This window comes from Nocardia huaxiensis, from assembly GCF_013744875.1.
Lineage (GTDB): Bacteria > Actinomycetota > Actinomycetes > Mycobacteriales > Mycobacteriaceae > Nocardia > Nocardia huaxiensis.
In genome coordinates this window covers 3,817,078-3,842,440 of record NZ_CP059399.1, presented here as the reverse complement: position 1 = coordinate 3,842,440, position 25,363 = coordinate 3,817,078, and the positions used below count along the sequence as shown (strand labels likewise).

Below are 25,363 nucleotides of genomic sequence, written 5' to 3'. Positions count from 1 at the left end.
TCAGCGGACGGTGATGCCCTCGGTCCGCATGGCGTCCTTGACCTGACCGATGGTGAGATCACCGAAGTGGAAGACGCTGGCCGCCAGCACCGCGTCGGCGCCGGCCTGGACGGCGGGGGCGAAGTCGCCGACTTTGCCCGCGCCGCCCGAGGCGATGACCGGCACGGTGACGGCGGCCCGCACCGCGCGGATCATGGTGAGGTCGAAGCCGGCCTTGGTGCCGTCGGCGTCCATGGAGTTGAGCAGGATCTCGCCGACACCCAGTTCGGCGCCGCGCACGGCCCATTCGACGGCGTCGATGCCGGTGCCGCGCTTGCCGCCGTGCGTGGTGACCTCCCAGCCGGACGGCGTGGGTTCCTGGCCCTCGGGCACGGTGCGGGCGTCGACCGAGAGCACAATGCACTGCGAGCCGAAGCGCTCCGACATTTCGCGCAGCACCTCCGGGCGGGCGATGGCGGCGGTGTTCACCGACACCTTGTCCGCGCCCGCGCGCAGCAGCCGGTCCACGTCCTCGACGGTGCGCACGCCGCCGCCGACGGTGAGCGGGATGAAGATCTGTTCGGCGGTGCGGGTCACCACGTCGATCATGGTGCCGCGGTCGCCGGTGGAGGCGGTGACATCGAGGAAGGTGAGCTCATCGGCGCCCTGCGCGTCGTAGGTGGCGGCCAGTTCGACGGGATCGCCCGCGTCCCTGAGGTTTTCGAAGTTGACGCCCTTGACCACGCGGCCGGCGTCGACATCCAGGCACGGGATCACGCGCACTGCCAGTGTCATTGCTCTACCTCTCCTCGGACGTGGTCGGCGGTCTCGCCGATCAGGTCCAGTAGTTCCTCGTGCACGCCGGGCGCGGCGGCCAGCACCGAACCGGATTCGATGGTCCAGTCGCGGCCCAGCAGGTCGGTGACGACGCCGCCCGCGGCCCGCACCAGCGCGACCCCGGCGGCGTTGTCCCACGGGTGATGGCCGAACACCACGGCGCCACCCAGGACGCCGGATGCGGTGAACGCCAGATCGATTCCGGTGGAGCCGTGCATGCGCACCCGGCCCGACAGGCGGCTGAGCGCACCCAGCAGATTGAAGCGGAAGATGCCCGGAATACGGCCCGCGCCATCGATATTGAAGGAGCCGAAGCCGATCATGGAGTTGCCCAGCTTGGCCTGCTCCAGGCGCGGCAGCGGCTGCCCGTTCAAGTACACCGGGCCCTCGACGGTGGCCGAGTAGCGCTGGTTGAGCGCGGGCAGCCAGGTCAGTCCGATCACCGGCACGCCCTCGCGTACCAGCGCCAGCAGCATGCCCGACAGCGGGTGTCCCGCGGAGTAGTTGAAGGTTCCGTCGATGGGATCGAGCACCCACGCGGTGCCGGTGGTGAGCTGGGGGCCGCCGAATTCCTCGCCGTGTACCGGGAATCCGGTGCGCTCGCGCAGCTGCTGCGAGATGGTCCGCTCGAGTTCGAGATCCAGTTCGGTGGCGAAGTCGTTGCGCCCCTTCTGAACCGCACTCGGCGCGCCGATGCCTTCCACGAAACGTGGTGCGGCGCCGTCGAGTACGTCCTTGGCGATGTCGAGCAGCTCGGCGAGTTCGGCGGCCATCAGGGCTATCGCACCGCCGCGAGCGCCTCGGGCAGCGTGAACCGTCCCGCGTACAGCGCCTTGCCGATGATCGCGCCCTCCACGCCCTCGTCGACGAGGGTCGAGATGGCGCGCAGGTCGTCGAGGGTGGAGACGCCGCCGGAGGCGATGACCGGCGCTTCGGCGGCATTGGCGACCTGGGCCAGCAGATCCAGGTTCGGTCCGGTCAGCGTGCCGTCCTTGCCCACATCGGTGACCACGTAGCGGGAGCAGCCGTCGCGCTCGAGGCGTTCCAGGACCTCCCACAGGTCGCCGCCGTCGGTGACCCAGCCGCGTCCCCGCAGCCGCCATTCACCGTCGATGAGTTTCACATCCAGTCCGACCGCGATGCGCTCGCCGTACTCGCCGATGGCGCGAGCGCACCACTCCGGATTCTCGATGGCCGCGGTGCCGATGTTCACGCGCGCGCAGCCGGTCGCGAGGGCCGCCTTCAGCGACTCGTCATCGCGGATACCGCCCGACAGCTCGACTTTCACATCGAGTTCGCCGACGACCTGCTCGATCAGTGCACGATTGGAGCCCTTGCCGAACGCGGCATCCAGATCCACCAGATGCACCCACTCCGCCCCGGCGTTCTGCCAGGCCAGGGCGGCGTCCCGCGGCGAACCGTAACTGGTTTCGCTGCCCGCCTCTCCCTGCACGAGGCGCACGGCCTCACCATTGGCGACATCGACGGCGGGTAGCAGCACAAGACTCACGGGAGCATCTTAGTAGTTACCGGCAGGTCATCCGTTTTCGCCCCGATGTCAGAAAGGCCGGCCCCACTCGGTGCAGTAGCTGCCCGAGGGCCGTGCGCCCCGATCCTGCGGCGGCACCTGCCCGCAGGCCCGGAACCAGCGGGAGCGGCCGCGGTCGTCGAAAACCTTCAGGGCCGGGGTGGCGCGGCCCATGGTGATCGGCTGCGCGCAGTCCTGCCACAGCGAATGATCCTCGGCGTCGCGGACGTAGCTCCAATCGAGCCAGACCCGGTCGAGGTCACTGGTGGAGGCGACCACCTCGGCCCACACGATGGGGCCGTGCACGGGATGCCGCTGCGAGCGGAGTTCGACGCGACGATCGCGGATGGGGGTGCCGAAGGCGGTGGAGAACAGTTCTATCGACGGCGTGATCGCCGGATCGGGCGTGAGCTGCTCGCCGCACTGCGGATACGCCATGAGCGGCGAGTCGGCCGGGACGTGGTCGACGGTGGGACGGTAGTCCCAGACCAGACCGCCGGTAATGCCGAGCAGGATCCCGGTCAGCAGGGCGAGGATGTGCCGCCGCCCCAGCCGCAGGCGCTCCAGATCCGCGAGCCGCAGGCGCTTCAGGTTTTGCAGCCGGAGACGCTGAGCAAGGTTCGGCCGCTGCGGGGTGTGCTCAGTCATCGGGGCGCTCCCACCCGGTGCAGTTGTTGCGTGAGCGGCCGGCCACGGCGAGCTCCTCGGGCACGGCGGCGCAGGCACGGAACCAGCGGCGTTCGCCGTAGGCGTCGCGAGCGCGGATACCGGGCGTCTGCCAGCGCTGGTTCACCAGTTCGGCCGGGCAGCGGTAGGTTTCGACGGTTCCGTCGCCGTCCTCGTCGCCGCGCCAATCCATCCAGACCTCGTCGCGGTCGGAAACCTGTTGCACGAGATGGGCGTACGCGATCCAGTCGGCATCGGCCCAATCCGATCGGTCGTCGATCTTCTGCACGCGCAGTTCGACCCGCTGGGATGCCATCGGATCCCCCGGCGGGCCGTAGCCGATGTTCAACTGCACGAAGCCACCGGAATGATGCGCCGCCACGGCCTCCGCACAGGGCGGTACGGGCCCACGCGTCACCACGACCATCGCGCGGGTCACTGCGAATCCGACTGCGGCGCCGAGGATAACCAGCGCCACGACGAGCGCGGCCCGCCGGAGTCCGCGGCGGGGCGGTGCCGCCTCCGGCGTGATCCGGGTGGCCGGGTCTCGGGTGAGGGCACGACCGCGGTCGGCCTGCCGACGCCGCGTGCCAGCCCGCGCGGTGTCCCAGGCGGCGAGGATCAGTTCGCCGATCTCGGTGTCGGCGTGGGGGAATCGGTCCTCCAGGGCGCGGGCGAGATAGGCGGCGAGCAGGTGGGCGGTTTTGCGTTTTCCGGGCAGGGTCTCGCCGCGGAACCATTGGTAGACGCTGCTGGTGCCGCCCAGTTCGCGGACCGCGTCGCCACGGGACACATCGGCCAGATCCGCTGCCGCGGCGAGCAATTCCCCGAATCCGCGCACATCCTCGACGGCTTCGGCCTGGGTGCACAGCCGCGCCAGCTCCGGCGGAATCGAACCTTCGACCACAGCTCGGAATCCTATGGCATGGTCACGAAAAACCGCAGGCCGCAACGACTTCCATAGGGCATCGGCAGAGTTCTGCACAGGTCCGGGCCAGTCCGCGCTGCTTCCATCATCGGCATGAGAAAACACATCCGGCCGCTGCTGCTGACCGTCCTCGCCACCTCCGCGTTCCTGGGCACCGCGCTCGGCGCCGGCCCCGCCTCGGCGCGCGCCGACTTCGGCTGGGACGGTGGCCGCTGGGCCGATATCGATCCCGACACCGGGTGGGCGTGGGTGTCGCGCGGCACCACCGACGGCGCGTCCCTGCTCCTCTACATGGACGGCCGCGACAATCCGGAGTGGTTGTCGATCAAGAAGGCCGACGGCGAGACCCGCCAGTTCACCTACGACCGCCGCAAGTATCCGCGCATCTGGGGTGCGAAGCTCTGCTGGTTCAACGACCAGAGCCACTGCTCCGACGTGAAGCACGTGTGAGGCCGGGCATCTCGGATGAATCCCTGCCCCCGCTGCGGGCTGCTCGATCAGGCCCGCACCATTCGCGCCATCCTGCAGAACGATGTGCGCTACAGCAGTTCGGTCTCGGAGTTGCACCTCGGTGGGACAACGAGTTTCGATCTGAAGGGCAAGAGCTCGGGCAGCGTGCGGAGCTCCGGCTCCCTGCTGCCCGGCGCTTTCACCAGTGGCACGTCCACCATGCGCGGCTCGAGTTCGACGCACATGTCGGGGTCGATGTCCCAGCAGGGCGTCGAAAGCACCGGTCTCGCCGAGACCCTGGGTGACGTGGAGTTCCTGGACCGCCGCTACGCCTATCTGACCAGGCATCCGCTCAGCACCCCGCTGACCGTGGGTACGTGGGCGCTGACCGCCCTCTGCCTGCTGCTGGGCCTGCTCGTAGCGGACGGATTCTTCGGATTCGTCCTGGGCGCACTGTGTTTCCCGGCGGTGGTGGGCGGCATCGGGGTTCCGCTCTCGCGCCGCATCGCGGACCATCTGGACGAGGAGGCGACCGCATCGGATCAATCCAAGATCGAGGCCCGCGGGCGCGCCGGCCTGCGCGTCCAGGTGTGGGAGACGCTCGTCTACTGCGGGCGGGACCACGCGGTCTACAACCCGCGCAGCGGCGACTGGTTCGCGCCCGAGCACACCACCGACTACCTGTTCCGGATCATTCCGGAACCGTCCCTGTCCCCCATCCAACCGGGCGGCTATCCGCCCTCGCACTACTGACAGAAAGCACTACCGCACATCATGATTCACACATGTCAGCGCATCGCGGGCTGACCGTCGCCGTGGCGGTGGCGGCCTCGATCGTCACCGCCGCGTGCACCACGGACCAGCTGCCGGACGGCGTACAGGTCGTGACCACCAGCCCAGCCACCACTGCCCCGGCCACCGATTCGGCACCGGCAACCACCTCGGCCGTATTGTCGTCGGCTGACGCTCAGCCCGTCGACTCCTCCGGTTGTGTGCTGACCGACCCGGCCGTGATCGACCAACCGCTGTCCGGCGGCTGGACGATCACCGATCTCACCGCCGGCGCCGCCCGCGCCCGGGTGTGGTCGGCGGACGCGAACGGCACCCAATACTTCTGGGCCCGAGCCGAATCCGGCTATCTGACCGCCACCTGGGGCCAGACCGGATTCGAGAATTCGTGCGCACGGGCAGGCGCGGTGTCGAGCCCGGCCGTGCCGTGGAAGCTGCCTGCCGCCGGTCCCGGGTCACTGCCCAACCTCATCCAGTTCTGTCTGTCCGATCCGTCCGCCGCGGAGCCGGCCTGCTGGTCGACGCCGTGACAGCACGGGCTTGCCGTCACCGGTCGGCCCGTGACGGCAAGAGCTCCCCGACTCGGGTCGACTCCGGGACGACCGGAACTCAGCCGTGGGCCGACACCCGCGGCAGGTGGGACGGGCGTGCCGATTCGGGCGCGGGTGGACGGACCGAGTAGGGGCGGTCCCGTACACTCGGCGGCGTGAATTTCCGACCCGGGTCGCTTCGCCGCCCGTCGCCGCAGCGTGTACACACGCTGTTCGGGGGCGCGGTGCTGGCGATCATCGGGCTGGTCGCCGGGCTCGTGGTGCTGTGCACCGTGGGCGAGCGAGCGGCGAGTTTCGGGTCGGCGCCCGCCTCCACCACCGCGATGGCCGCGGGGGATGCCGACCTGGTTACGGCCCCGACGGCGAAAGCGCCGAGTTGCCGGAAGGCGCCGGATTCGCCGGTGGGCCCGGTGCAGGCGACCGTGCCGCATCGAGACGATGTGCGGCTGTCGTTCGCGGTGTTCGACGCGCCCGGTTCGGTGATCGGGGTGTGCCCGCAGGCCGCGCTGTTCGTGCCGGTGGGCACGGTGGGGCCACCGGCTCCGGCCTTGGATCTGACTACGGTTCTGCGGATTTAGACGACTTCTCGGCGCCGACGCCCTCACCGATGAGGGTTCGGGCCGGGATCTGTCATGTCTCAGTTCGCAATTCGCGCCACCCTTCGCTGTGGCGCGCCCAGTCAGGAGTATTCGCGCTGATGTCCGATCGTTCGAATCGTCGTACCCGAAAGTCCGCTCCCGCACCGGTTCCCACCGGTTTTCCGATCCGCAAGGCCGGGGCCGTGGCGGCCGCGTTCGCCGCGGTGGTGCTGCTCGTGTTCGCCATTTCGCAGCTGGTGGGCGGGAAGTCCGACGACAGCACGCAGGCCGCCGGGGCGACGAGTTCCGCTCAGGATGAGGTGATCAAGCAGCTGGCGGCGCTGGCGCGGCGCGATGCCGCCGATCCGCTGGGCCGGGGTGCGGCCGACGCGCCGGTGGTGATGGTCGAGTACTCCGATTTCCAGTGCCCGTACTGCAAGCAGTTCGCCGAGCACATCGAACCGCAGCTGGTGTCGAAATACCTTGCGAGCGGCCAATTGCGGATCGAGTGGCGCAATCTCGCACTGTTCGGTGAGGAGTCGGAGCTGGCGGCGCGCGCGGCCTGGGCGGCCGGGCAGCAGGGCCGGTTCTGGGAGATGCACGATCTGCTGTTCGCCAATGCGCCGGCCAAGAAGAACACCGGCGGGTACACCGTGGATCGCATGGTGGAGTGGGCCGGGCAGGCCGGAGTCGCCGATATCGAGAAGTTCCGGGCGGATATGAATTCGGACCGGGCCCGCGCGGCGGTGACCACCGATATCAACGAGGCCATGAACATCGGCGTCAACTCGACTCCGGCGTTCCTGATCAACGGCCGCCCGGTGCTGGGCGCGCGCCCGGTGGAGCAGATGACGGCCGTCATCGAATCCGCGCTGCGGGAAGCGTCGGCGGCGAGCAAGTGATGGGCTCCGGAATCGGTTACACCGCAGCGTTTCTCGGCGGCCTGCTGGCGCTGCTGAGCCCGTGCAGCGCCCTGCTGCTGCCCAGCTTCTTCGCATACTCCTTCGATTCGCCCGGCAAACTGGTCAGCCGGACCAGCGCGTTCTATCTCGGCCTGTGCACCACCCTGGTGCCGCTGGGCGCGGCCGGATCGCTGATCGGCGCGGTGCTCACGCGTCACCGCGAACTGATCGTGACCATCGGCGGCTGGACCATCATTGCGCTGGGTGTGCTCCAAATCCTCGGCCGCGGTTTCCAATTCGGTTTCGCGCAACGCTGGGCCGCGCGGCACGGCCGCTCGGAGAATGCCGCGGGCGTCTACCTGCTGGGCATGGTCTACGGCCTGTCCGGCTTCTGCACCGGGCCGATCCTGGGTTCGATTCTCACCGTGGCGGCCCTGAGCAGTTCTCCGCTGCACGGCGCTTCCCTGCTCGCCGTCTACGCGCTGGGCATGGCGATGCCGCTGTTCGCGCTGGCCCTGCTGTGGGATCGCTGCGATCTGGGCCGTCGCCGCTGGTTGCGCGGCCGGGCCATCACCGTCGGCCGCGTGCACCTGCATACGACCAGCCTCATCTCGGGTGCGTTCTTCATTCTCCTCGGCGTGCTGTTCCTGACCTCGAACAGCACCTCGGCGCTGCTCGGTTCGATCGGCACCGACCGCGAATTCACCTTGGAGACCAAGGTTCTGAGCATCGGCGACGCCATCCCCGACACCACGCTGCTCCTGCTACTCGGGGTGGTCGCGCTGGCCTGGGTGTCGGTGCGGCTCCTGCGCGGAAATCGCACCGAAGCCGGTGCCCGAGACTGATTGAGAGACACCGGCTATGGACGTACGATCGTACGTATGGCCACGAAGGTAACCGTCCTCCTGCCCGACGAGCTCGCGGTGCGGCTGAAAAAGGTTGCCGGCGAGGGAAAACAGAGCGAGTACATCGCTCGGGCGGTCCGCCAGCGCATCCTCGAGGACGACCTGCGCAAGCTCGCCGCCTTCGAGGCCGAGCGCGGCGGCCCCGACACCTCGTTCACCCGCGAGGGATCGCTGCCGAACCTCGATGACTGAACCCGCTGCCCAAGGCGAACTCTGGCGCGTCCGCACCCCGTCCGGGCAGGAGTTCTCGGTGATCATCGTCGACTCCGACGCTGTCACCAGACTCCGCCCCACGGTCCTCTGCGCCCTGGTCCGCGAGGCCCGAGACGTCCCGCCCTCCCTGGAACTCCTGACCGTCCGCCTCCCCGGCGACTACGTCATAGCCATCCACGAACTGGCCGCCCTCCCCAAGGAGTACTTCGTGGCCCGCCAGGCCCGCCTGGCCGAAGGCTCCCTGGAGGAAGTCAAGATCGCCCTCCGCGCCCGCTTCGACCTCTGACGACCTCAGGGGGTGTGGGCGTCGAGGATGCGGGTGAGGGTGAGGACGAGGGTGGCGCGTTCGGCGGGGCTGAAGCCGGGGAGGAATTCGGATTGGGCGGATTCCAGGCGGGCGTCGAGGTCGTCGAGGTGGGTGTGGCCGGCCGCGGTGAGGGTGAGGATATTGCGGCGGCGGTCGGTGGGGTCGGGGGTGCGGGCTGCCAGGCCGCGCGTGGACAGGTCGTTGACTGCGGCGACTATGTCGCTGCGGTCTATGCCGGTGCGGCGGCCCACCTCGGCTTGGCTGAGGGGGCCGGCTTCGTCGAGGGTGGCGAGGATGGCGTAGTGGTAGCGGCGGGAACCGGTGTCGGCCAAGGCTTTGTCCGTGGCGCGGTGGGCGATGAGGGCGACCTGGCCGACGAGGCGGGTGGGCAGGGCGCGCAGTCTGCCGGACGCTCCGGTGTGAGCGAACTCCATGGGAGCACTGTAAACGAGTGAAACCCCCACCGGCGGTGAGGGTTTCACTGTGCGAACGACCGGATCACATCCGGAGCGCAGGGAAGCGATCGTCAGAGGGATTCGACCCAGTTGCGGAGCAGGTGGGCGCCGGCGTCGCCGGACTTCTCCGGGTGGAACTGGGTGGCGCTCAAGGGACCGTTCTCGACGGCCGCCAGGAACGGGACGCCGTGTTCGGCCCAGGTCAGCTTGGCCGGGGCGATCTGGCTGCCGCCGTCCGGCTCCCACGCCCAGGTCTGCGCGGCGTAGGAGTGAACGAAGTAGAAGCGAGTGTCGGCATCCATGCCCGCGAACAGGACGCTGTCCTCGGGCGCCTTCACCGTGTTCCAGCCCATGTGCGGCAGCACGGGGGCATCCAGGCGTTCGACGACGCCGGGCCATTCGGCACAGCCTTCGGTTTCGACGCCGAATTCGACGCCGCGCTCGAACAGGATCTGCATGCCCACGCAGATGCCGAGCACGGGACGGCCGCCGGAGAGCCGCTTGCCGATGATGCGGTCACCACGCACGGCCTTCAGTCCGGCCATGCATGCGGCGTACGCGCCGACGCCGGGGACCACGAGACCGTCGGCGTTCAAAGCGATTTCGGGATCGGCGGTGACGGTGACATCCGCGCCGGTGCGGGCCAGCGCACGAGCGGCGGAGTGCAGGTTGCCGGAGCCGTAGTCCAGCAGGGCGATCTTCTTGCTCATAGCGTCCCCTTGGTGGACGGCACGCCGGTCACGCGCGGATCGTGTTCGACGGCGGCGCGCAAAGCCCGTGCCACCGCCTTGAATTCGGCTTCGGTGATGTGGTGCTGGTCGCGGCCGTAGAGCACGCGCACGTGCAGGGCGATGCGGGCATTGAGCGCGATCGACTCGAACACATGGCGATTGAGCACGGTCGAGTAGGACGCGCCCGGCCCGGCCGAGGGAATCACGGTGTGCAGCAGGTGCTCCGGTTCGCCGGTGTGCACGCAGTACGGGCGGCCGGACACGTCGACGATGGCCTGGGCGAGGGTTTCGTCCATGGGGATGAAGGAGTCGCCGAAACGGCGGATGCCCTTCTTGTCGCCCAGCGCCTGCGCCAGCGCCTGACCGATGACGATGGCGGTGTCCTCGACCGTGTGGTGGGCTTCGATCTCGATGTCGCCCTTGGCCTGCACGGTCAGGTCGAAGCTGCCGTGCTGGCCGAAGGCCGTCAGCATGTGGTCGTAGAAGGGCACGCCGGTGGAGATGTCGGTCTTGCCGGTGCCGTCGAGGTTGATCTCGACGACGATGCTGGATTCCTTGGTGGTGCGTTCCACCCGGGCGATACGGTCGGTCATGCAGCGATCAGCTCCTCGGCTGCCAAAGTCGCGCTGACGCGCAGGAATTCGTCGTTCTCGGCGGCCAGGCCGATGGTGGCGCGCAGGTAGCCGGGAATGCCGACGTCGCGAATGAGCACGCCGTCGTCCAGATACCGCTGCCAGGCCCGGCCGGAATTCTCGAAGTGGCCGAACAGGATGAAGTTGGCGTCGGAGGGAATCACGTGGAATCCCATGCCGCGCAGGGCTTCCGCCACCCGATCGCGCTGGGCGGCGAGTTCGGCGACGCTACCGAGGGTTTCGTCGGCGTGCCGCAGGGCGGCGCGGGCGGCGGCCTGGGTGACCACCGACAGGTGATACGGCAGGCGCACCAGCAGCAGCGCGTCGATCACGGCGGGTGCGGCGGCCAGGTAGCCGAGGCGTCCGCCGGCGAAGGCGAACGCCTTCGACATGGTGCGGGAGACAACGACTTTCGCCGGGTACCGGTCGATGAGCGCGATGGCGCTCGGTGCGTTCGAGAACTCCCCGTACGCCTCGTCGACCACCACGATGCCGGGGGCGGCGTCGAGGATGCGTTCCAGATCGGCGAGCGGAATGCTGTGGCCGGTCGGGTTATTGGGGCTGGTCACGAACACCACGTCGGGGCGGCGCTCGTGGATCACCGCTACCGCGTAGTCGACGTCGAGGGAGAAGTCGCCATTGCGCTTGGCTTCGATCCATTCGGTGTCGATGCCCTCGGAGATGATCGGGTGCATCGAGTACGACGGCACGAAACCCAGTGCGCTGCGGCCGGGTCCGCCGAACGCCTGCAGCAGTTGCTGCAGGATTTCGTTGGATCCATTGGCGGCCCACACATTCGACACATCCAGCGTCACGCCGGTCTGCCGGGTGAGGTAGGCGGCCAGATCGCTGCGCAGGGCCACGGCATCGCGGTCCGGGTAGCGGTGCAGGTCGGCGGCCGCCGCGCGCACGGACTCGGCGACATCGTCGACGAGGGCCCGGCTCGGCGGATGCGGATTCTCGTTGGTATTGAGCTGCACGGGCACCGTCAATTGCGGTGCGCCGTACGGGCTCTTGCCGCGCAGGTTGTCGCGCAGCGGCAGATCGTCGAGCGAGATGGCCGAGCCCGGAACTGTCACAGCGTTCACGACAGCGCTCCGAACCGCACCTGCACGGCCTGACCGTGCGCGGGCAGATCCTCGGCATTGGCCAGCGCCACCACGTGTCCGGCGACATCCTGCAGCGCCTGCTCGGAGTAGTCGACCACGTGGATGCCGCGCAGGAAGGTCTGCACGCTCAACCCCGAGGAGTGCCGGGCGCATCCGGCGGTCGGCAGCACGTGATTGGAGCCCGCGCAGTAGTCGCCCAGCGACACCGGCGACCACGCGCCCACGAAAACCGCTCCGGCACTGCGCACTCGGGCGGCCACGGCCGAGGCGTCGGCGGTCTGGATCTCCAGGTGCTCGGCGGCGTAGGCGTTGACCACGCGCAGTCCCTGATCGATATCGTCCACCAGCACGGTGCCGGACTGCTTGCCGGACAGGGCTTCCGCGACGCGATCGTGGTGCTTGACCACCGTCATCTGCGCGCTGAGCGCGGCATCCACGGCGTCGGCGAGTTCCACGCTGTCGGTCACCAGCACGCTGGCGGCCAGCACATCGTGTTCGGCCTGCGAGATGAGGTCGGCGGCCACATGCGCCGGATCGGCGGTGGCGTCGGCCAGAATCGCGATCTCGGTCGGCCCGGCCTCGGCGTCGATGCCGACCAGGCCGCGGCACAAGCGTTTCGCGGCCGTCACATAGATATTGCCGGGCCCGGTGATCATGTCGACCGGTTCCAGTTGCGCGCCATCGGTATCGGTGCCGCCGTAGGACAGCAGCGCCACGGCCTGCGCCCCGCCGACCGCCCACACCTCGGTGACGCCGAGCAGTTTGGCGGCCGCGAGAATCGTCGGGTGCGGCAGTCCGTCGAACTGAGCCTGCGGCGGCGAGGCCACCACCAGCGACTCCACGCCCGCGGCCTGCGCCGGAACCACATTCATGACAACCGAGGACGGGTAGACGGCATTGCCGCCCGGCACGTACAGCCCGACCCGCTCGACCGGCACCCACCGCTCGGTGACGGTGCCGCCGGGCACCACCTCGGTGGTCTTGTCGGTGCGCCGCTGATCCGCGTGCACCTTGCGGGTGCGTTCGATGGCGACCTCGAGCGCGGCGCGCACCGCCGGATCCAGTTCGGCGAGAGCCTTGTCCAGCTCGGCCGCCGGGACGCGCACGCTCTGCGGCGCCACCCCGTCGAACTTCAGGCTGAATTCCTGCGCCGCCTCGACGCCCCGATCGCGGATGGCCTCCACGACCGGCCGCACGTGATGCAGCACCGAGTCCACGTCGACGCCGCCGCGCGGCAGCGCCGCCCGGAGTTCGGCGGCAGTGGGCGTACGTCCGCGCAGATCCACGCGGGCGAGCTCGATGCGGCTGGTCATAGCGCTGTGTTGTCCTTGTCTGTGCTGATTCGTCGAGGTCGGGCGAACGATGAGTACGCCCGCGACCGGCTACCAGCCTATCGGGTCGATGCCAGCGGTTATCTGTCAGACCTGGTCAGCACTCGGACAGGTCGGCGGGGCAGACCGCCATACGCGGGGACGCCGTCGACAGCCCGTCGCTGACGTGGCCGAGCGCGAACTCGCCCTCATCGTGCGCGGCACTGTAGCGGTGGCCCGCTCCCGCGACCCGACCGGTCGCCTCATTGCGGACGAAGCCGACGCCGACGAACAGCGTGCCGTCGAGCTGCGGCTCGATCCGTTCGGCGCGGTCGACCGGTGTGTAGGGCCCCTGCGGGAACCATTCCCCGGTCACCGGGAAATAGCTGCCCCAGCGGACGAGGTTGGCCGCGTCGTCGAATTGGGTGCAGAAGGCGACGGCTCCCCGATCGGATTTCAGATAGGGCACCGGGCACAGCAGCGGCAGGCTCGTGGGGATCTCGAACCGCACGATCGAGGGCACCGGCTGCGCCTGCGGGTCACCACCGCGCGGCAGGGCGATCACCCCGGCCGCAACGGCCACCACCACCAATACGACGGCGGCGAGTGGGAGCCACGGAATCCGCCGGGCGCGGTCCTTCGTCAGCGCGGCCGTGGCGGCGGCCGCGAGCGCACCGCAGCTGCCGTATCGCATGGCCGGATCGTAGGAGGTGGCGGTGGCGATGACGGCCGCCAGGCGCGGGGAGGGCGGCGTCGCCGGCACGCCCGAACCGATCAGGCTGCCGGTGAGCAGTTCGTGCAGCGTCACCCCGAGCGCGTACACGTCGGTCCGGCGATCGGCCTGGCCCCCGGCCAGCTGTTCGGGCGCGGCGTACGCGGGCGTCAGCGCGATCGGGCCGGTGGTGAGGGTCACCGCCCGCGCCGCGCTGCGGGCGATGCCGAAGTCGCCGATCAGCACCCGATCGTCCTCGGCGAGGAAGATATTGGCGGGCTTCACATCCCGGTGCACGATGCCCTGCTCGTGTGCGTGATCGAGCCCCTTGGCGACCTCGGCGACAATGTGCACGGCGCGCTGGGCCGACAGCCCGCCGCGATGCCGGCGCAGCAGCTGCCCGACATCGCCGCCGGAGACGTAGCGCATGGACACCCAGGGCGTGCCGTCCTCGATGCCGCGGTCGTAGACGTCCACGATATTCGGGTGGTCGAGGCGGGCGACCAGATCCGCTTCGCGATCGAAACGGGCGGAGAAGCGCTGGTTTTCGTTCAGCACCGGATCCAGGATCTTGAGTGCGACCGTGCGCGGCAGCCGCGGATGCCTGGCCGTGTACACCGTGCCCATGCCGCCCGATCCGAGGAAGCCGGTGATCAGGTGCTCGGCGAAGACGGTTCCGGCGATCAGTTCCCGCGCGGGCATACGCCTCTCCCCTCCTGCGGTCCTGTATCGATAATCCGACCGCAGGCGGGTGGTGGTACGCGAAATCCGGAGAGTAGCCGAAGATTTCGCGCGCGACCCGTATCGGGCCGGCCTGCCGACACCGGCCCGATACGGCGCCGGTCGCCCTGCAGCGACGGCCGGTCCTCGCGAAGTTCTTTCTCCGGCGGCAACCGTAGAGCGCGAAACTCGAAGTGCGCTCGAATTTTTCTGGAACCGTATTTCATGTGTTCGGGGGAGGACTTTCCCGGCCCGCCGATGCTGTGCTGTTCGTGTGGAATCCGGCCGATGCGGCCGGCCGCATCGCGTGATTCGCAAACAGTCAGGAGAAAGTCATGAGCAACAATAAGTTCCGGGCGACCGTCGCGGCGCTGGCATGCGCACCGCTGATCGCGGTCGGCACGGGAGTCGCGGCCGCCGCGCCCGCGGCGGAACCCGCGCCCGTCGCGCCCGTGCAGGGTGTCGAGGTGGAGCCCGCGGTGCTGTCGCCGTTCCTCACCATTCCGGGTGCGGTCAATACATGCCAGATAGTACTGTTCACAATCCCGATTCTGTTCCCCCTCTGTGTGGTCTGATCGATATGACCGGCGCGCTCTCGCATCCGGTGTGGGGTGCGCCGGAATTCTTGGCGCACACACATTTTGGAGACAGTCATGGTGGGCAGATTCCTGATGCTGATCGCGGCGATCGGTATGGCGTGGACGTCGGCCGGGAGTGCGCGGGCGGCCGACCCGGCGGTGCTGGGCGGCGGCTCGGGCATCGTCCTCGACGACGGTGCGCTGTGCACGCTGACCACCATCGGCTGGGACGCACGCGGCCGAATGGTCGGCTTCACCGCCGCGCACTGCGGGACGCCGGGCGCCGGCATCGCCTCCGAGGCCGACCGCGAGGCCGGCACACTCGGCGCCATTTCCTTCACCAATCCCGAATTGGATTACGCCGTGATCGAATTCGACGAGCAACTGGTGACACCGGTGAATCGAATCGGCGCGACCACGATTTCCGGATATGGCCTGCCCGCGCAATTTCCGGCGATAGCTTGCAAACAGGGCCGCACCACCGGGCACACCTGCGGCCTGGTGTACGGCGACCTGTTCGCCACGCAGACATGGACATTCACCCAGATCTGCGTGATCGTCGGCGACTCCGGCGGGCCGGTGGTGGTCGGCACGACCCTGGTGGGGATGGTGAACGGCTACCTCTCGACCCCGTGCCTGGGCCCCGAGGTGGGTGTCAATTTCAGCACCGTCGTCGGTGATGTCGATGCTCGCGGCGGGGTGGGAGCCGGGTTCCGGCCGGTCTGACCTCACGCACTTCGCGGGAACGCGAAAATTACTGTGCCGCAAGCGCGACCGTCGCCAGTAACCGCACCAGCTCCGCCTGCCGGTGAGTGCCGGTCTTGACGAAGATGTGCTGTAGATGGGTCCGTGCGGTGCTCAGGGACACGCACAGCTGTGCGGCGACGGCGGGCAATCCGTCGCCGCGCAACACCCCTCGGGCGACCAGGCTCTCGGTTTCGGTCAATCCGTACAGCTCGTGCAGGGTCGTGGGCGGCAGTCCCGGATCGTGCTCCGGATCGAACACCAGCAGCAGCACCGCCCGATGCTGGGGCTGACCGTCGAGGGGTCCGGCGTGAATCGTCAAGGGCCGCTTCACCGAGGGGCGCGTGAGCGCGAGACTGCCACTCATGCCCGCCGGACCGGCGGCATCGGCGATCAGCCGGTGCAGTCGCGGCTGCGCGGCCGGCGAGGTGGCGCGCAGGCGCCCGAACGCGTCGACGGCCAGCCCGTCCAGATCGGCGGTGAGATCCGCGGCCCGGGAGTTGGCGAAGATCAGCGCCGTGTCCGGGGCGACGATCAGGATTCCGTGGCGGGCCTTCTCCAGGGTCGCCAGCGCGAGCGTGCGTTCCCAGGCCAGCTCGGCCAGTCGCGACCGGGTGCGCAGCGCCTGCACGAGGTGTGGAACCAGGGCGTTCAGCAGCGTTCGGGCGTCTGAATCGGACTGCGAGTCAACCGATTCCAGGCAGATCCAGGACCAGGGCGGGTCAGCGCTGAGCCGGGCGGCCAGCGGGCCGGACGGCGTCGGCGGCGTCTCGAACTCAGCGTCGGCGAGGCCGCGAACCGGGTGCCGGGCCATCCGCTCGGCCAGGCCGTCGATCCGGTCGCGGAGTTCCTGCCCGCCGATTCCGCAGGCGTGCACCGAATGTCGCCCACCGGCCGGGTCGGCAATGACGAGGAATCCGGCCACCGTGCCGAAAGCGGTTGTGATGTCGGCGATCACCTCGTCCCAGCGCCCGGGATCGGTGCCGGCGTCGTGGATCGCGGTGATCAGCAGTGAAAAGCGTTGCAGCGTGGCGGTCATCGCGCACCGGCCACGGGCAGGGGTATCGGCAGCATCTCAGGTTCCCTCCGCGGAAGTTTCCTCCATCCCCGAGCCGCCTCACCGTAGAGCACGAATCTTGAAGTCCGCTGGGACGATTCTGGAACTGTGGATATTTTCTGGGCTTCGCTGCCTCTCCCGTGGCATCGACGCTTGTGTCATCCTGTAGATGCCTAGAACTAGAGCGTGGTGACCGTGACGGACCTGGATATTCGACTGTTGGGCCCCGTCCAGTTGACGGTGAACGGCCGGCCCGTTCCCGTGCGCGGACGCAAACCACAGGTACTGCTGGCAATGCTGACCATCAACCGGCGGCGCGGGGTGTCCGCACCGCTGCTGGTGGACACCATCTGGGACGACGAGCCGCCCGGCCGCGCCATGGCCGGCCTGCACGGCTACGTGGCGGCGCTGCGCCGCGAACTGCGAAGCGCGGGAGCCGATCCGGGCACCGTGCTGCGCACCGTCGCGGCCGGCTGCTACCGCCTCGATATCGCCGACGACCAGTGCGATATCGGCAGATTCGAACACTCCCGCAGCGCGGGCATGGTCGCCGCCGCCCGCGGCGACCACGCCGCGGCGACCGCCGACTTCACCACCGCGCTCGCGCAGTGGAGCGGTGAACCGCTGGCCGGATTGCACGGCATCGCCTTCGCCGAGCGTTTCGCCGTCGATGTCACAGAGTGGCGGCTCAGTGTGGTCACCGCCCGCGCCGACGCCGAATTCGCGCGCGGCCACGCCACGTCGGTGCTCGACGAACTCACCGCGCTGGCCGCCGCGCATCCACTGCGAGAAGGGTTGTGGCAGCGTCTGATCCGGGCCCTGCACGCGTCCGGCCGGCACGCCGACGGACTGGCCGTCTACCACCGCATCCGCCGTAATCTCGCCGAGGAACTGGGCGCGGACCCGGATCCGGAAACCGATGCGCTGCGCGACGCCATCGTGCACCGGCGACCGCCGCTGCCACCACAGCCCGCGTCCCGGCACACCGCGACCCTCGGCTCCGGCTCCGCCCCGATCGCCGCGCTGCGGGGGCCGGACGGGCGAACCGTCGAGATCACCGAGCGCGGCCTGCGCATCGGGCGCGGCGCCGACAATGACCTGGTGCTCGACGACACCCGGGTGAGCCGCACCCACGCCCGGCTCGTAGTGCGCTGCGCCGGACTGGTCATCCACGACCTGGCCTCGACGAACGGGGTGTATGTCAACGGCGACCAGATCCCCGGCAGCGCACGGGTTTCCGAAGGGGATGTGATCGCGCTCGGCGGCACCTGTCTTCGGGTCGAGAGCCTCGGCGCCGGCACGCGGCACACCGCGGCGCGATTCGACGCCGCCTGCTGAGCGCCGCTCCGATCCCGGACTCGAGGTACCGGCCCGGCACGCCCGATATCATCAGCGTGGGCGCGAATCCGGCGCTGCGGTCCGGAATCGGGTCCGATCGGCTGCGGAATCTGTTGCGGTGGTTCGGGTGGGATTGAATATCGAGCTCCTGGGAGCGGTGCGGCTGGCCGTGGACGGCCGTCCGCTGTCCACCGGCGGGCCGAAACCACAAGCGCTGCTGGCGATCTTGACGGTGAACCGGCGCAGCGGAGTGGCCGCTCGGGTACTCATCGACGCCATCTGGGATGGGCAGCCGCCCGGCAATGCCGCGGGCGGACTGCACGGATACCTCTCGGTGCTACGCCGGGAACTGCGGAACGCCGGAGTCGACGACGCGACCGTCCTGCAAACCGTGGCCAATGGCTGCTATCTCCTCGACATCGCCGACGAGGACTGCGATATCGGGCGATTCGAGCGCGCGCGGACCGCCGGCCTGGCCGCCGTCGCACAGGGCGACCACGCGACCGCGTCCCGCTGTTTCACCGAGGCGCTCGACGAATGGCACGGCGACCCGGTCGCGGGACTGCGCGGCCTCGGCTTCGCCGACCGGCTCGCCGCCGATCTCACCGAGCGCCGCCTGACCGTCGTACTGGCCCGCGCCGATGCGGAAACAGCCTGCGGCCGAGGCGATTCCGTCACCGCCGAACTGGCGGCGGCGGCAACCGCGCACCCGTTGCACGAGGGCGTATGGCAGCGGCTCATCCGCGCGCTGTACGCGGCCGGCCGCCCCGGCGAAGCCCTCGAGGCCTACCACCTGATCCGGCGACGGCTCGCCGAAGACCTGGGCCTGGACACCGACCCCGAGACCGACGCCCTGCGCGACGCGATCCTGCACCAGCGCCCGCCCGCCGCACCCCGGCCACCGTCCGGCCGCACCGAGACCGCGGCCACCGACGCCGATTCCACCGCGGCCCTGCGCCTTCCGGACGGTCGCGTCCTCGAGGTGCCCGCGCGCGGGCTGCGCATCGGCCGCGACCGCAACAATGACCTGGTGCTCGACGATCCCCGCGTCAGCCGCGCCCACGCCCGGCTGGTGGTGCGCGCGGCCGGGGTGGTGATACACGATCTGGGATCGGTGAACGGGGTGTACGTCAACGGCGGCCAGATCCTCGGACATGCCGCCCTCACCGATGGCGACCTGCTCGGGATAGGTTCCACCACACTGCGTTTCGAAAAGACCGGCTGATCGGTACTCGACGCGCTCGTCGATCCGGAAGATCTCACACCGCGGTTTTCTCATCCATGCGGCGGTAGACCAGGTGCTGTTGCGCGAAGGTCCAGGCGTTCTGGGTGACGAAGTACAGCAGGATGCCGACCGGGAGGATGACTCCGGACACGAGCGCGCCGATCGGGAAAATCCACAGCGACAGGGTGTTCATGATGCGCACCTGCTGGGTTTCCTCGGCTCCCGATTCCCGCTGGCGCGCGATCGAGAAGCGGGCGGTGAAATGGGTGGCGATGGCCGCGATCACCGCCAGTGGAATCGCCACGGCGGCAACCGAACTGAACAGGCCCGCATCGATCAGCGTGGACACCAGGGGCGCGCCGAACAGTTTCGCCTGCAGGAACGACTGGACCTGATCGGCGGAGAACACGTAGTTGGCGGTATCGGCGCTCTTGAACGAACGCAGCACATGGAACAGCCCGAAGAACACGAGTCCCTGCGCGAGCGGCGGCAGGCACCCGCCCAGCAGGCTCACCCCGTGTTCGCGCTGCACCTTCTGCATTTCCACGCTCTGCCGCTGCAGATCATTCGGATACTTGCGCTTGATCTCCTGCAACTGCGGCTGCATTTTCGTGAGCGAGCGCTGAAAACGCACGGTCGCGAGGAACGGCTTCAACAGCAGTGCCCGCAAGGTCATGACGAGAAAAACAATGGCCAGCACCCACGCCAGACTGCTGGCCGCACCGAGCATGGACGCGAAAGCCGTGTGCCACACCCACAGCACAGCGGACACGGGGTAATAAACGAAATCGAGCACGGGGGAACCTCACTGCGAGGCGCCCGCACAGCGGCGGGCGAAAGGGATTCAGGGCAGCATCAGCCCAACCCCGCAATCCACCGCGAGATCAGGCGAGCAGCACCCCGGGCGCTCGCGGCCGCGGCCGCCCCGCCGTATCCGGATTGCTCTGCCGCAAATAATCCCCACGCCGCCGCCGACTGGCCGATTCCGGCGGCCCGGAATTGACGGCCACCACCGCGAGCAACCGCCCCCGCGGCGCGAGCAGTGTGGCAGCGGTCACCGCGACCAGAATCGTCGCCCCCAGCACCACCAGCGAATTGGGCTCCGCCGCCAGGAAAATGAGCCCCCACACGGACACGAGCAGCGCCGCCACCGGCAGCGCACCCGAATTCATCCGCATGATCACGCCCACGACACTACCGCCCCCGCTCGCACCGCGCTCGCGCCGAACCCGCGGAATCCCCTGACCGCACATCCCGAATCGCCACCCCACAGCCTCGATCCGTGCTGTGGGGTGGCGAGTTGGGATGTGGGACCGCCGGGTTATTCGGCGACGAGGCGGCGGATGATCATGGGCTCACCGAGGATGTCTTCGAGGACCTTGGCGATGTGCCGGAAGTGGGGGGTGGTGAAGTGGTCTTCGAGGGCTTGCGCGGCCGTCCACTCTTCGACGACCACCATGTGGGTGGGGTCGTTGGGGTTGGTGAAGGGCTGGTAGGAGAGGCAGCCGGGTTCGGCCAGGGAGGGCTCGATCATGGCTTCCAGCGCGGTGCGCAGGCGGTCCTCCTGGCCGGGGCGGGCGCGGAGTTCGGCGACGACGTGCAAGGACATGGAGGGAAATCCTTGTGGTTGAGTGGCGTTCGGTGAATCAGGGGCGAACGGGACCGGTGCCTGCGCCGGTGGTGGTGATGGCGGTGGCGATCTCGTCCAGGTCGGCGGCGGTCAGGGTGAGGGTGCCCGCGTCGGCCCAGCCGTCGATCTGGCCCGGATTGCGGGCTCCCACAATGGCTCCCGTAATGCCCGACCAGGAGGTGGTCCAGGCCAGTACGACTTCGGCGACGCTCACGCCGTGCCGGGCCGCGATCGGGCGGATGGCGTCGACCAGGGCCAGGTTGGCGGGCAGGGCGGTGGTGAAATCGGCAGTGCGGGAACGCCAGTCGTCGGCGGCGAGGACGCGGTCGGCGGTGAAGGCTCCCGACAGCAGGCCCGAGTGCAGCGGCGAGTACACGATCACGCCGGTGTCGTGCGCACGCGCCCAGGCGATTTCGGGCGCCGCGCCCCGGTTGATGGCGGAGAAGGGCGGCTGAATCGCGTCCACGTGGGCGATGGATTCGGCGATCTCCAGTTGCGCCGCATCATGATTGGACAGGCCGATGGCGCGCACCTTGCCCTCCTTCTTCAGGTCGGCCATGACCTGCCAGTATTCCTCCAGCGGGGTGGCCTCGGCGGAGACCTCGCCGTCTTCCTGGTAGACGAAGACGGCGCCGGTGTCGGGCCAGTGCACCTGCAGCAGGTCTACCTGCTCGACCCGCAGCCGCCGCAGCGACGCCTCGAGTTCGGCGCGCACCGCCTCCGGCCGCATGATGCGGCGCGGCGGGCCCTGCCGGTCGTCGCCGTCCTCCCAGATGAGCCCGGTCTTGGTGAAGATGTAGGGCCGCTCCGAGTCCGGGATGTCGGCCAGTGCCTTGCCCACGAGTGTCTCGGCGTGTCCGAGGCCGTAGGCGGGCGCGGTGTCGAGCCAGTTGAGCCCGCGGTCCACCGCGTGCCGGATGGCGGCGATGGATTCGGCGTCCTCGGTGGCGCCCCACGAGTACTCCCAGCCCTGTCCGGCGATCACCCAGGTGCCGAGGCCGAGCGGGGTGATGTCCATGCCGGTGTCACCGAAGGGACGAGTGGTGGTCATGCGAAACTCCTGTTCCGGTGCCGGGATCGGTTCCGGCTGTGACCACTACTTTCGCTGTCCGCAAGCGGGGTAAACAGTGCCGCGCGAGCCTGGGCACGGCATGACCAGGATGAGCGTCGAACCCGTTCGGGATACTTGGTCACATGACCTTGGACCGTCGCGCCGAACTCGGTGAATTCCTGCGCTCCCGCCGTGCCCGGCTGTCCCCGCAGGAGGTGGGGCTCGTCGATCACGGGGCCCGCCGTCGCGTTCCGGGGTTGCGCCGCGAAGAGCTGGCGCTGCTGGCCGGGGTGAGCGTCGACCACTATGTGCGCTTGGAACAGGGCCGCACCCTGCACTTCTCGGAATCGGTCCTGGACGCGGTGGCCCGCGCCCTCAGGCTGAATCCCCTCGAGCGCGACCATCTCTACCGCCTGGCCCGCCCCTGGACCGGCGAGGAACCGGCGGCCGAGCAGCAGGTCCGCCCCGGCCTGCGCCGCCTGTTGGACTCCGCCTCGGACGTCCCGTCCTACATTGTCGGCCGCGGCACCACCGTGCTGGCCTGGAATCGCCTGGCCGCCGCGCTCATCACCGATTTCGCCGCCCTGGCTCCCGCTGACCGCAATCTGGCCCGCCTCATCTTCCTCGACGAGGGGATGCGCGAACTCTACGAGGACTGGCCCGCCAAGGCCGCCGACGTGGTCGCCTACCTGCGCCTGGACGCCTCCCGCAACCCCGCCGACGAGGCCATTGCCGCGCTCATCGACGAACTGCACCAGCGGGATCCGGAGTTCCGCCGCCTGTGGGACCGCCACGAACTCAAGGACAAGACCCACGGCCGCTACGTCTATCTCCACCCGGTCGTGGGCCGCCTGGACCTGGGCTTCGAAACGCTCCGCCTCCCCGACGACCCCGACCAGGCGCTGATCGCCCACACCGTGGAGCCCGAATCCCCCAGCGCCACAGCGCTTCAGCTGCTGGCCCGCTGGGTGGCCGACACCACGACCGTCGGCTAGTTCCGCTCAGCCGCCGATGCGGCGGCGCAACTCCGGAACCCCGTCGCCGGTCAGGTCCGCGAGCGCGACGGGCCGGCCCACCATGGCCAGCGCCAGCGCCTCACCCGGTCCCCGGACCAGCGGGCCGGATCCCTTGGACCAGTCGACATCCGTTGCCTCCCAGCGCAATCCACGGGTATTGCGCCACGGGAAAGCGAACGGGTCCGGGTTGCCGAGTACGGCGAGCAGCCGCTCTGCGGGCACCTTGCGTTCGAGGCCGAGCGGTCGGCGAATGTCCTGCTGGTGCACGAACATGTCGGACAGGGCGATTCCGGGCAGCAGCCGGGTGAACCAGCCGTGCGCCGCGGCCAGCCGATCGACCAGCACGGTGGTCGGCTGCTGCCGGAACTGTTCGACGAGAGCCTTGTTGGTGCGATCCACCGATGGGTTGCGCAGGCTCAGCAGCGCATAGCTACCGAGTGAGACGGTATCGGTCTGCAGGTGGCACACCACATCCCGCACACTCCACCCCGCGCACAGCGACGGCGTCGCCCATTGTTCGTCACTCAGCGAGCGAAGCAGTTCGACCAGCTCCGCGCGCTCCTCCCCCAGCAACTGACGCACGTTCATACCAAACACCTAATCACCCCAGCGGTTTTCGCGGTAGATGCGGAGAGCCCGCACCTACCGCCGAAATCCGTTCAGAGCTTGGTGTCGCTGTCGATGAGCAGGCCGCTGGCGGAGTTCACCACGCGCAGTTGAATATTGCTCTTCGAGGAGCTGCCCGCGGTCACGCTGCCGATCATCATGTCCACGGAGCCATCGGAATTGGTGGTGGTGCCGGAGCCCCGCGCACCGCCGATGGTGCTGTAGCCGGTGATCCGGTTGGCCTTCCAGTAATCCGAGAACGCCTGCTCGCTGCCGTACACCTTCTGTGCGGCCGGGGTCAGCCGTTCCCAGGCGGCGGAGAAGTTGAGATTGACCAGCTGACCGTAGAAATCGCTGTCGATCATGTTCGCCGCGCCCAGCACATCGGCATCGCCGACGCTCTTGGTCTGGCCGAGCGCCGCATTGCTGCCCTTGGTGGTCGAGGTGGACCCGGTGGACGACGAGGTGGTCGAACCGCCTTGTGCGCCATTGTCGTTCGAGCCACCGCCCGAGGAGGACAGCGCGATGGCGACACCGGCGATCACGGCGGCGACGGCCGCGACCGCGATCCAGATGAACTTGCGGCTGCGCGGAGCGGGCTCGTCATCCAGGTCGGGGGCCGGGGCATGGTGCCGGGTCGGCGGGTTGGACGCGGGGCGCTGCGGCGGCGGGGTCTCCAGCATGGCCGCGCTCATGGCGCCGGTGGGAATGTCGATGTTCTCCGCCGGGCGGCGTTCCATCTGCCGGGTGGCCTGACGCTGCGGCGCGACCGGACGCGGCGGCGCGGGCTGCGGAGTGCGCGGGCCACCGGGGGCCGCGCGACGGTGGGCCAGCACGCGGGTGGCCTCGGCGTCCGGTCCGACCTCGGCGAATTCGGCCATGGCGTCGCGGACGTCGTACATGCTCGGGCGGTCTTCGGGTTCGAAGGCCAGCAGGCCGAGCAGCAGATCCGACAGCGGGCCCGCATTGCGGGGTTCGCTGATCTGACCGTTGGCCGCCGCGTAGAGCAGGGCCAGCGGATTCGGGTTGGTGCCGTAGGGCGGTTCGCCTTCCAGCGCGTGGAAGAGGGTGGCGCCCAGGGCGAAGACATCGGCGGCCGGGGTGGGTTCGGCGCCGCGCGCGACCTCGGGGGCGAGGTAGGCGGCGGTGCCGGAGATGAGTCCGGTGGCCGTGAGAGTGACATCGCCCTTGGATTTGGCGATGCCGAAGTCGGTGATCTTCACCGCCCCGTTGTCGCCGAGCAGGATATTGCCCGGCTTCACATCGCGATGCACGATGCCGGCGCGGTGCGCGGCGATCAGCGCCGAGGCGACCTGTTCGCCGATGCGCGCGACCTGCGGCAGCGGCAAGGTCCCTTGCGCGGAAAGCACCACCGCGAGGCTCTGCGAGGGCAGATATTCCATCACCAGGCACGGGTCGCCCTCGTGTTCGGTGATGTCGAACACGACGATGGCATTGGGGTGCTGGAAGCGCGCGGCATTGCGCGCCTCGCGCGCTGCGCGCTGGCGGACGATGTCTTTATCGGCCGGCGACAGGCTCGGCTGGGTGAGGATCTGCTTGATCGCCACGGAACGTTCGAGCCGTTGATCGACGGCTCGCCAGACGACACCTGTGCCGCCGCTACCAATCCGTTCGACCAGGCGGTAATGCCCTGCGATCACTTGGCCGGTTTCGATGGCACTACTCCGAAGTTCTCCGAGACGACTGTGACGACGCGGTTGCCCGCGTGTTTCCCCGCACGAGTGTAGCGGGCATCGGCCGTCGCGCCGACGTCAGCGTGAGATATGAGCGAGATCTCGGTGAGATCCAGCCCCCA

The 25,363-nt window shown here is 69.1% G+C and carries 31 protein-coding genes; 13 read left to right on the top strand and 18 right to left on the bottom strand.

Features of this window, described 5'->3' with window-relative positions; genetic code table 11:
• Genes hisF through H0264_RS17135 form a run of 5 tightly spaced genes read right to left on the bottom strand, consistent with a single transcriptional unit; the run spans position 1 to position 3,917 of the window.
• A complete protein-coding gene (hisF, locus tag H0264_RS17155) occupies positions 1–774 on the bottom strand; it encodes an imidazole glycerol phosphate synthase subunit HisF (protein WP_181584894.1) in 774 nt (257 codons plus the stop codon).
• The gene (locus tag H0264_RS17150; RefSeq protein WP_181584893.1) at positions 771–1,589 is read right to left on the bottom strand and encodes an inositol monophosphatase family protein; all 819 of its coding nucleotides are present in this window, start codon (positions 1,587–1,589) and stop codon (positions 771–773) included. Before H0264_RS17150 ends, hisF begins: the two co-directional genes overlap by 4 nt.
• Positions 1,590–1,594: 5 nt before the next feature.
• Positions 1,595–2,326, bottom strand: coding sequence for a bifunctional 1-(5-phosphoribosyl)-5-((5-phosphoribosylamino)methylideneamino)imidazole-4-carboxamide isomerase/phosphoribosylanthranilate isomerase PriA (gene priA, locus H0264_RS17145; protein WP_181584892.1), 732 nt, complete (start codon positions 2,324–2,326; stop codon positions 1,595–1,597).
• Positions 2,327–2,374: 48 nt separating this feature from the next.
• Complete coding sequence (locus tag H0264_RS17140; protein ID WP_181584891.1) at positions 2,375–2,992, bottom strand: hypothetical protein; 618 nt, start codon at positions 2,990–2,992, stop codon at positions 2,375–2,377.
• The gene (locus tag H0264_RS17135; protein WP_181584890.1) at positions 2,985–3,917 is read right to left on the bottom strand and encodes a hypothetical protein; all 933 of its coding nucleotides are present in this window, start codon (positions 3,915–3,917) and stop codon (positions 2,985–2,987) included. Before H0264_RS17135 ends, H0264_RS17140 begins: the two co-directional genes overlap by 8 nt.
• A 114-nt stretch (positions 3,918–4,031) precedes the next feature.
• On the opposite strand from H0264_RS17135, the gene H0264_RS17130 reads away from it, so the two are divergent.
• From H0264_RS17130 to H0264_RS17095, 8 genes are all read left to right on the top strand, one after another.
• Positions 4,032–4,388 (top strand): hypothetical protein, encoded by a 357-nt coding sequence (locus H0264_RS17130; protein WP_181584889.1) that lies wholly within the window; start codon positions 4,032–4,034, stop codon positions 4,386–4,388.
• A gap of 15 nt (positions 4,389–4,403) precedes the next feature.
• The gene (locus H0264_RS17125) at positions 4,404–5,141 is read left to right on the top strand and encodes a hypothetical protein (protein WP_181584888.1); all 738 of its coding nucleotides are present in this window, start codon (positions 4,404–4,406) and stop codon (positions 5,139–5,141) included.
• A 32-nt stretch (positions 5,142–5,173) separates the two neighbouring features.
• A complete protein-coding gene (locus H0264_RS17120) occupies positions 5,174–5,707 on the top strand; it encodes a hypothetical protein (protein WP_181584887.1) in 534 nt (177 codons plus the stop codon).
• A 176-nt stretch (positions 5,708–5,883) separates the two neighbouring features.
• Positions 5,884–6,306, top strand: coding sequence for a hypothetical protein (locus H0264_RS17115; protein WP_181584886.1), 423 nt, complete (start codon positions 5,884–5,886; stop codon positions 6,304–6,306).
• Positions 6,307–6,425: 119 nt separating this feature from the next.
• Entirely contained in the window at positions 6,426–7,208 is a 783-nt protein-coding gene (locus H0264_RS17110; RefSeq protein WP_181584885.1) for a DsbA family protein, read from the top strand.
• Entirely contained in the window at positions 7,208–8,053 is an 846-nt protein-coding gene (locus H0264_RS17105; protein ID WP_181584884.1) for a cytochrome c biogenesis CcdA family protein, read from the top strand. The genes H0264_RS17110 and H0264_RS17105 overlap by 1 nt, the downstream gene beginning before the upstream one ends.
• A gap of 36 nt (positions 8,054–8,089) precedes the next feature.
• Complete coding sequence (locus H0264_RS17100) at positions 8,090–8,305, top strand: hypothetical protein (RefSeq protein WP_181584883.1); 216 nt, start codon at positions 8,090–8,092, stop codon at positions 8,303–8,305.
• Positions 8,298–8,612, top strand: a complete 315-nt coding sequence (locus tag H0264_RS17095) for a hypothetical protein (RefSeq protein WP_181584882.1) — start codon at positions 8,298–8,300, stop codon at positions 8,610–8,612. The genes H0264_RS17100 and H0264_RS17095 overlap by 8 nt, the downstream gene beginning before the upstream one ends.
• 5 nt (positions 8,613–8,617) lie before the next feature.
• Here the strand turns inward: H0264_RS17095 and H0264_RS17090 are convergent, their stop codons facing one another.
• From H0264_RS17090 to H0264_RS17065, 6 genes are all read right to left on the bottom strand, one after another.
• A complete protein-coding gene (locus H0264_RS17090) occupies positions 8,618–9,067 on the bottom strand; it encodes a MarR family winged helix-turn-helix transcriptional regulator (protein WP_181584881.1) in 450 nt (149 codons plus the stop codon).
• A gap of 92 nt (positions 9,068–9,159) precedes the next feature.
• Positions 9,160–9,798, bottom strand: a complete 639-nt coding sequence (hisH, locus tag H0264_RS17085) for an imidazole glycerol phosphate synthase subunit HisH (protein WP_181584880.1) — start codon at positions 9,796–9,798, stop codon at positions 9,160–9,162.
• Entirely contained in the window at positions 9,795–10,412 is a 618-nt protein-coding gene (gene hisB, locus H0264_RS17080; protein WP_181584879.1) for an imidazoleglycerol-phosphate dehydratase HisB, read from the bottom strand. The genes hisH and hisB overlap by 4 nt, the downstream gene beginning before the upstream one ends.
• Positions 10,409–11,539 (bottom strand): histidinol-phosphate transaminase, encoded by a 1,131-nt coding sequence (locus H0264_RS17075; RefSeq protein ID WP_181584878.1) that lies wholly within the window; start codon positions 11,537–11,539, stop codon positions 10,409–10,411. Before H0264_RS17075 ends, hisB begins: the two co-directional genes overlap by 4 nt.
• Positions 11,536–12,873 (bottom strand): histidinol dehydrogenase, encoded by a 1,338-nt coding sequence (gene hisD / locus H0264_RS17070; protein WP_181584877.1) that lies wholly within the window; start codon positions 12,871–12,873, stop codon positions 11,536–11,538. The genes H0264_RS17075 and hisD overlap by 4 nt, the downstream gene beginning before the upstream one ends.
• Before the next feature lie 115 nt (positions 12,874–12,988).
• Entirely contained in the window at positions 12,989–14,284 is a 1,296-nt protein-coding gene (locus H0264_RS17065; RefSeq protein ID WP_181584876.1) for a serine/threonine-protein kinase, read from the bottom strand.
• A gap of 353 nt (positions 14,285–14,637) precedes the next feature.
• Here H0264_RS17065 and H0264_RS17060 point away from each other — a divergent pair, with 353 nt between their 5' ends.
• Both H0264_RS17060 and H0264_RS17055 read left to right on the top strand, forming a co-directional pair.
• On the top strand, positions 14,638–14,877 hold the full coding sequence (locus tag H0264_RS17060) for a hypothetical protein (protein WP_181584875.1): 240 nt from the start codon (positions 14,638–14,640) through the stop codon (positions 14,875–14,877).
• A gap of 78 nt (positions 14,878–14,955) precedes the next feature.
• Positions 14,956–15,606 carry a chymotrypsin family serine protease gene (locus tag H0264_RS17055; protein WP_181584874.1) on the top strand — a complete coding sequence of 217 codons (651 nt, stop codon included), beginning with the start codon at positions 14,956–14,958 and terminating at the stop codon, positions 15,604–15,606.
• 28 nt (positions 15,607–15,634) lie between these two features.
• Here H0264_RS17055 and H0264_RS17050 read toward each other — a convergent pair whose 3' ends face one another.
• The gene (locus H0264_RS17050) at positions 15,635–16,663 is read right to left on the bottom strand and encodes a helix-turn-helix transcriptional regulator (protein ID WP_181584873.1); all 1,029 of its coding nucleotides are present in this window, start codon (positions 16,661–16,663) and stop codon (positions 15,635–15,637) included.
• A gap of 204 nt (positions 16,664–16,867) precedes the next feature.
• On the opposite strand from H0264_RS17050, the gene H0264_RS17045 reads away from it, so the two are divergent.
• Both H0264_RS17045 and H0264_RS17040 read left to right on the top strand, forming a co-directional pair.
• Positions 16,868–18,019, top strand: coding sequence for a BTAD domain-containing putative transcriptional regulator (locus H0264_RS17045; RefSeq protein ID WP_220139996.1), 1,152 nt, complete (start codon positions 16,868–16,870; stop codon positions 18,017–18,019).
• Positions 18,020–18,146: 127 nt separating this feature from the next.
• Complete coding sequence (locus H0264_RS17040) at positions 18,147–19,244, top strand: BTAD domain-containing putative transcriptional regulator (RefSeq protein ID WP_181584871.1); 1,098 nt, start codon at positions 18,147–18,149, stop codon at positions 19,242–19,244.
• A 34-nt stretch (positions 19,245–19,278) separates the two neighbouring features.
• On the opposite strand, the gene yidC is transcribed toward H0264_RS17040, so the two are convergent.
• From yidC to H0264_RS17020, 4 genes are all read right to left on the bottom strand, one after another.
• Entirely contained in the window at positions 19,279–20,040 is a 762-nt protein-coding gene (gene yidC, locus H0264_RS17035; protein WP_181584870.1) for a membrane protein insertase YidC, read from the bottom strand.
• Positions 20,041–20,128: 88 nt separating this feature from the next.
• A complete protein-coding gene (locus H0264_RS17030) occupies positions 20,129–20,422 on the bottom strand; it encodes a DUF6412 domain-containing protein (protein WP_181585617.1) in 294 nt (97 codons plus the stop codon).
• A 143-nt stretch (positions 20,423–20,565) separates the two neighbouring features.
• Positions 20,566–20,853, bottom strand: a complete 288-nt coding sequence (locus H0264_RS17025; RefSeq protein ID WP_181584869.1) for a putative quinol monooxygenase — start codon at positions 20,851–20,853, stop codon at positions 20,566–20,568.
• 37 nt (positions 20,854–20,890) lie between these two features.
• Complete coding sequence (locus H0264_RS17020) at positions 20,891–21,925, bottom strand: aldo/keto reductase (RefSeq protein WP_181584868.1); 1,035 nt, start codon at positions 21,923–21,925, stop codon at positions 20,891–20,893.
• 143 nt (positions 21,926–22,068) lie between these two features.
• Here H0264_RS17020 and H0264_RS17015 point away from each other — a divergent pair, with 143 nt between their 5' ends.
• A complete protein-coding gene (locus H0264_RS17015) occupies positions 22,069–22,920 on the top strand; it encodes a helix-turn-helix transcriptional regulator (RefSeq protein ID WP_181584867.1) in 852 nt (283 codons plus the stop codon).
• Between the two features lie 6 nt (positions 22,921–22,926).
• Here the strand turns inward: H0264_RS17015 and H0264_RS17010 are convergent, their stop codons facing one another.
• Both H0264_RS17010 and H0264_RS17005 read right to left on the bottom strand, forming a co-directional pair.
• The gene (locus tag H0264_RS17010; protein ID WP_231086516.1) at positions 22,927–23,529 is read right to left on the bottom strand and encodes a maleylpyruvate isomerase family mycothiol-dependent enzyme; all 603 of its coding nucleotides are present in this window, start codon (positions 23,527–23,529) and stop codon (positions 22,927–22,929) included.
• 71 nt (positions 23,530–23,600) lie between these two features.
• Positions 23,601–25,208 (bottom strand): serine/threonine-protein kinase, encoded by a 1,608-nt coding sequence (locus H0264_RS17005; RefSeq protein WP_181584866.1) that lies wholly within the window; start codon positions 25,206–25,208, stop codon positions 23,601–23,603.
• Between the last annotated feature and the right edge of the window lie 155 nt (positions 25,209–25,363).